Here is a 4,830-nt window from a genome sequence, read left to right as displayed (position 1 = left end):
GGCCGAGGATCCGCCGCGCGTGCTGTTCGTCGACAACTTCCTCGTGAACCGCGCGCAGGTGATCTACGACCAGGACCAGACGCAGATCGCCGGCTTCGGTCAGGTCGATTGGCGCTTCGCCGAAGGTTGGAAGCTGACCCTCGGCGCGCGTTACCTGAAGGAAGACATCGAGTTCACCAGCGAGTCCTCCTTCCTGCGTCCGCCTAGCTTCGACCAGGCGACCCGCATCGTGCTGGCGACCGTCCCGGGCGTCATCACCGTTGCAGGCCAACCGCCGATCCCGGTCACCGGCAAGACCGAGGACAAGGCCAATACCTGGCGCGTCGCCCTCGACTGGAAGCCTGCCGACAACCTCCTGCTTTATGCCAGTGCAGCCAAGGGTTACAAGGGGGGCGGTTTCAACGGCGGCTTCGTGACCAACATCGCGCAGTGGATCCCGTACAAGCCCGAAGACGTGAAGGCCTATGAGATCGGTTTCAAGAGCGATTGGGCCGACCGGCGCGTCATCTTCAACGGCGCGTTCTTCTACAGCGACTACACCAACCTGCAGGCGGTGTCCTCCCGTCCGTCGGCGACCGGCGTGGTGCAGAACTTCCTCGCCAACGTGTCCGAGGCGGAGATCTACGGTGCAGAGTTCGATGTGACGGCGCGACCGACGCCCAACTTCGAGATCCGTGCCGGTCTGGGTCTCCTGCGCACCGAGAACAAGGATCCGCAGCCGTTGTTCGACGGACCGTTCGCCGCGGCCGGCGTGAAGGCGCCGCGCAAGCTCGCGAACTCGCCGCCGTACACGGTGAATCTCGCGATGCAGTACGACGTGCCGATGGGTGAGCGGGGCTATCTGCGCTTCGCCACCGACATCAACCGGTCCGGCAAGCAGTTCAAGGAGATCCAGAACAACGTGGCGCTGGAGGTGCCGGAACAGGGCCTCTGGAACGGCAGCGTCAGCTGGCGCTCCACGGACGACCGTTGGAACGTGTCGCTCTACGGCCGCAATCTGGCCGATGAGGAGTACATCATGGACACGCTCAGCACGCCGGCCTCGAACGGCTGGGGCGTGATCGTCTACGGCATGCCGCGCACCTACGGGCTGAGCGCGGAATATCGCTGGAAGTGATGCGGAGCGGCGGGTGGTCGGTTCAACCGGATCGACCACCCGCCCGCATGGCCTCGCCGAAAGGGCGGCGCGCCCAGGCGAGCGCCAACGCGCCGAGCGGGACGCAGAGCCCGCCGACCAGCGCCATGCCCTTGTCGAGAGCGTCTTCATCGCCGAACAGCCGGCTGGCCGCGAACGGTACGGCCGTCGGGCCGATGCTGTAGGCGAAGATCACCGCGCAGAGCACGAACGCCGAAAGCACCTGACCCCGCATGCGGTTGGGCGAGACGAGCTGCAGCACGGCGGGCGCCAGTCCCTGCGGGATCGACAGCAGGAACACGACCGGTGCCAGCACGATGACGGCGCCCGCCAAGGTCGGCATCAGGGGACCTGCGATCGCGAACGGCGCGAGCCACAGCAATGCACGGATCGACACGGCGATCTCTGCATCGGGTTGGCCGCGGGTCGCCGCGCGCTGCGCCCACCAACCGCCGATGAATGGGCCGAGGGCGCCGAGCGTCACGAGCAGCATGCCGTAGGCGAAGCCGGCAGTGCCGATGGGGATGTCGAAGCTGCGCCGCAGCATCTCCGGCGCCCAGACGAGATAGGCGGTGACCGCGGTACCCACGAGCCCATAGCCGATGAAGTGACCGACGAGCAGACGCCTGTTGGCGCCCATGAACGTGAACACTTCGCTCAGCGGCAGCGCGACGCGGGCATCCGTGGCGGTGCCGGACAGCTCTTGTCGCGGCGGTTCGCGCACCGTGAGCATCAGCAGCACGACCGCGATGCCGGGCGTGGCTGCCGCAAGGAAGGCGAGCTGCCATGGCGCGAAGCCGCTGAACGCGCCGCCGCTGAGATCCATGCCCGAGATCGCCTGCACCACCGCGCTGCCGCCGAGCAGTGCGAGGCCTGCGCCGAGATAGACGCCGATCGAGTAGGTGCCGATCGCCCGCGAGACGCGGTCGCGGCTGAAATAGTCCGCGATCATCGACATCGCCGCAGGCGTCAGCGTGGCTTCGCCGACGCCGACGCCGATGCGCGCGATCAAGAGGTGCGTGTACGATTCGGCGAGCGAGCTCGCGGCCGTCATCAACGTCCACAGCGAGGCGCCGGCGATGATCAGCCATTTTCGGTTGCCGGAGTCGGCGAGGCGCGCGAGCGGCACCCCCATGATCGTGTAGAAGAGCGCGAATCCGATGCCTGCGAGCAGGCCCATCTCGATGTCGCTCACCTGCAGGGATTGCTTGATGGGTTGGACGAGCAGCCCCAGGATCAGCCGGTCGATGAACGAGACGACGTAGGCGAACATCAGCACGCCGACGACATACCAAGCGTAGCGGCCGTTGATTTCGACGGTTCCGGTTGCGCGGTCTTTCATCGGTCCATCGTAGCAACAGCGCCGGGAGTCCATGCATGAAAAATGAAGCGTCTGATGACCCGTCCGGGCAGCCATGGCCGAGTCCGTTCGCGGCGTGGTACGTCGTCGGCGTCCTGATCGTCGCGTATCTGGTCGCTTTGGTGGATCGTCAGATCCTCACCCTGTTGGTGCAACCGATCCGCCGCGACCTCGGTCTGACGGATACGCAACTGAGTCTGCTGATCGGGCTGGCGTTCGCCGTGCTGTACACCGTGGCGGGCATCCCGATCGCGAAGCTGGCGGATCGCAAGCCACGGCGCACCATCATCGCGATCGGCGTCTTCTTCTGGAGTGTGATGACCTTCCTCTGCGGCCTCGCACAGAACTACTGGCAGCTGTTCCTGGCCCGAGTGGGTGTGGGGGTCGGGGAGGCTGCGCTTCAGCCGTCGGCTTACTCGATGTTGAGCGACTATTTCCCGCCTCATCGGCTCGGACGTGCGATCGGCACGTATTCGATCGGTCTTTTCTTGGGGGGCGGACTCGCGCTGATCGTCGGTGGTGCCGTCATCGGCGCGTTATCCGGTGCCGACTCGACGACGCTGCCGATCCTCGGAGAGGTGCGCAATTGGCAGTTGGCGTTCCTCGTGGTCGGTGCGCCGGGGATCCTGCTCACTTTGGTCATCATGCTCACGGTGAAGGAGCCCGCGCGCCGCGGCGTCGCGCGTACTGCGTCCGGCGGGGCTGGCTCGGCGGAATTGACCCGGTTTTTCCGCAGCAATTTCGCGACGGTCTCGCGCATCATCGCCGCGTTCTCGTTCGGCGGCATCGCCGTCGTCGGCTACCTCGCGTGGATCCCTGAGTCGCTGCGGCGTTCGTTCGGCTGGGAGATGTCGGACATCGGCTACGCGTTCGGCCTCGTCATGGCGGTCTTCGGCACCGCCGGAACCCTGTTCGGTGGCTGGTTCGTCGATCGCCTTGCGCGGCAAGGACATCGAGATGCACCGATGCGCGCGTCTATCATCGCCTTCGCGTTCCTGGTGCCCGCGGCGGTGGCTGCACCGCTGATGCCCACCGCCGAAGCCTCGCTCGTGGTGTTGGCCGTGCTGCTGTTCTTCATCGGCATGCAGCAAGGCTACTCGCCGGTCGCGTTGCAGCTGATCACGCCGAATCAGCTGCGTGCGCAGGTCATCGCAGTCTATTTCCTCATCGCGCAGGTCGTAGCGCTCGGGATCGGACCGACCCTGATCGCTTTGGTCACCGACTTCGTGTTCCGTGACGATGCTGCGTTGGCATGGTCATTGGCCTCGGTCGGCGGTGTGGCCGGCGGACTCGGGCTGCTGTGCCTGATGGTTGCGCGGAAGCCTTATCTGAGTAGCGTGGCGCGCGCCGCCGATTGGAGCGATGCGGCGACCGAGACGGTCGTCAAGATAGACTGAGCGAGCGAAACGCGGTAATTCCGCGTTCGCTCGATCGCCTGCTAGACGGTCTGCGTCAGCGCGCCGGCTCGATCGATACCGCGAGCGCCTCGGTGAAGGTGACGATGACTTCGTCGCCGGCCTTCAGCTTCTTGGCGAAGGCCTGCGCCTCGGGCGTCTCGAGCTCGACGGTCCGCACGCGCTTGTCCGGGCCGTAGAACCGAACTTCGTTGGTCTTGCTGTCCATCGAGACGATGGTGACGGGCAGGGTGGTGCGGGTGCCGATGCCGGCGGCCGGACGGTCGCCCGGGTCGGCGACGCCGTCCGCGAGGGCGATGGAGGCTTCGGTGGAGTCGCCCGGCTTGCGCATGGCGGCGCCGATGGTCTCGAAGTAGCGCACGACCACGTCGTCACCCACCTTGACCTGCGGCAGGTTGCGCACGGCCTGATCGACCTCGAAGGTGAATTCGTTGCCGGCCGGACCGCGCAGGGTCATGAGGCGCGTGGCGAGGTCGAGCTGGGTCACGGTCGCCCGTGCCTCGAGGGTGTTCTGGAGCTCGAAGGGCTGGGGTGCGGTGGCGCATCCGGTGAGGAGGGCGACGGCGGCGAGCAGCGGCAACAGCGACGAGCGCAAAGTCATGGGTGTCTCTCGGATAGGCGGGCGGTTGTAGGGAACGAAGGCCATCCGACATCGTATCGGTCGGTCTTCGGGGGCGGATTGTACGAAAGTGCAAGCCTGGCCGGGCCGAGGTTGCGACGGAAATCGTGGTCGGCAGGTAAAATGACGCTGCCCGCAGGTCGCGCCACGCACTGCGGATCCACGACTCTCATCCTTATCGGGGTATCGCCATGAAGAAGTTCACCGTCATCGCCTCAGCTGCGGCTCTCGCGCTCGCCGCCGTGCTGCCGTCCGTCACCGCCGCCCAGTCGCCTCGCGCGGAGCTCGAAGAAGCCATGAG

4 protein-coding genes are annotated in these 4,830 nt (G+C 66.1%); 2 read left to right on the top strand and 2 right to left on the bottom strand.

Features of this window, described 5'->3' with window-relative positions:
- A partial coding sequence (locus ACIQ2L_RS13980; RefSeq protein ID WP_396159895.1) for a TonB-dependent receptor occupies nucleotides 1-1,117 on the top strand: 1,117 nt, incomplete at its 5' end.
- A gap of 22 nt (nucleotides 1,118-1,139) precedes the next feature.
- Here ACIQ2L_RS13980 and ACIQ2L_RS13975 read toward each other — a convergent pair.
- Nucleotides 1,140-2,477 (bottom strand): MFS transporter, encoded by a 1,338-nt coding sequence (locus ACIQ2L_RS13975; RefSeq protein ID WP_396159893.1) that lies wholly within the window; start codon nucleotides 2,475-2,477, stop codon nucleotides 1,140-1,142.
- Between the two features lie 35 nt (nucleotides 2,478-2,512).
- Between ACIQ2L_RS13975 and ACIQ2L_RS13970 the strand changes: the two genes are divergently transcribed.
- The gene (locus tag ACIQ2L_RS13970; RefSeq protein WP_396159891.1) at nucleotides 2,513-3,892 is read left to right on the top strand and encodes a spinster family MFS transporter; all 1,380 of its coding nucleotides are present in this window, start codon (nucleotides 2,513-2,515) and stop codon (nucleotides 3,890-3,892) included.
- Nucleotides 3,893-3,947: 55 nt separating this feature from the next.
- On the opposite strand, the gene ACIQ2L_RS13965 is transcribed toward ACIQ2L_RS13970, so the two are convergent.
- Nucleotides 3,948-4,556 carry a hypothetical protein gene (locus ACIQ2L_RS13965; RefSeq protein WP_396159889.1) on the bottom strand — a complete coding sequence of 203 codons (609 nt, stop codon included), beginning with the start codon at nucleotides 4,554-4,556 and terminating at the stop codon, nucleotides 3,948-3,950.
- Between the last annotated feature and the right edge of the window lie 274 nt (nucleotides 4,557-4,830).

The sequence above is a fragment of the Flavobacterium sp. genome (assembly GCF_044369455.1).
Lineage (GTDB): Bacteria > Bacteroidota > Bacteroidia > Flavobacteriales > Flavobacteriaceae > Flavobacterium.
Note: the sequence above shows the minus strand (reverse complement) of the source record. Positions and strands in the feature narration are given on the sequence as shown.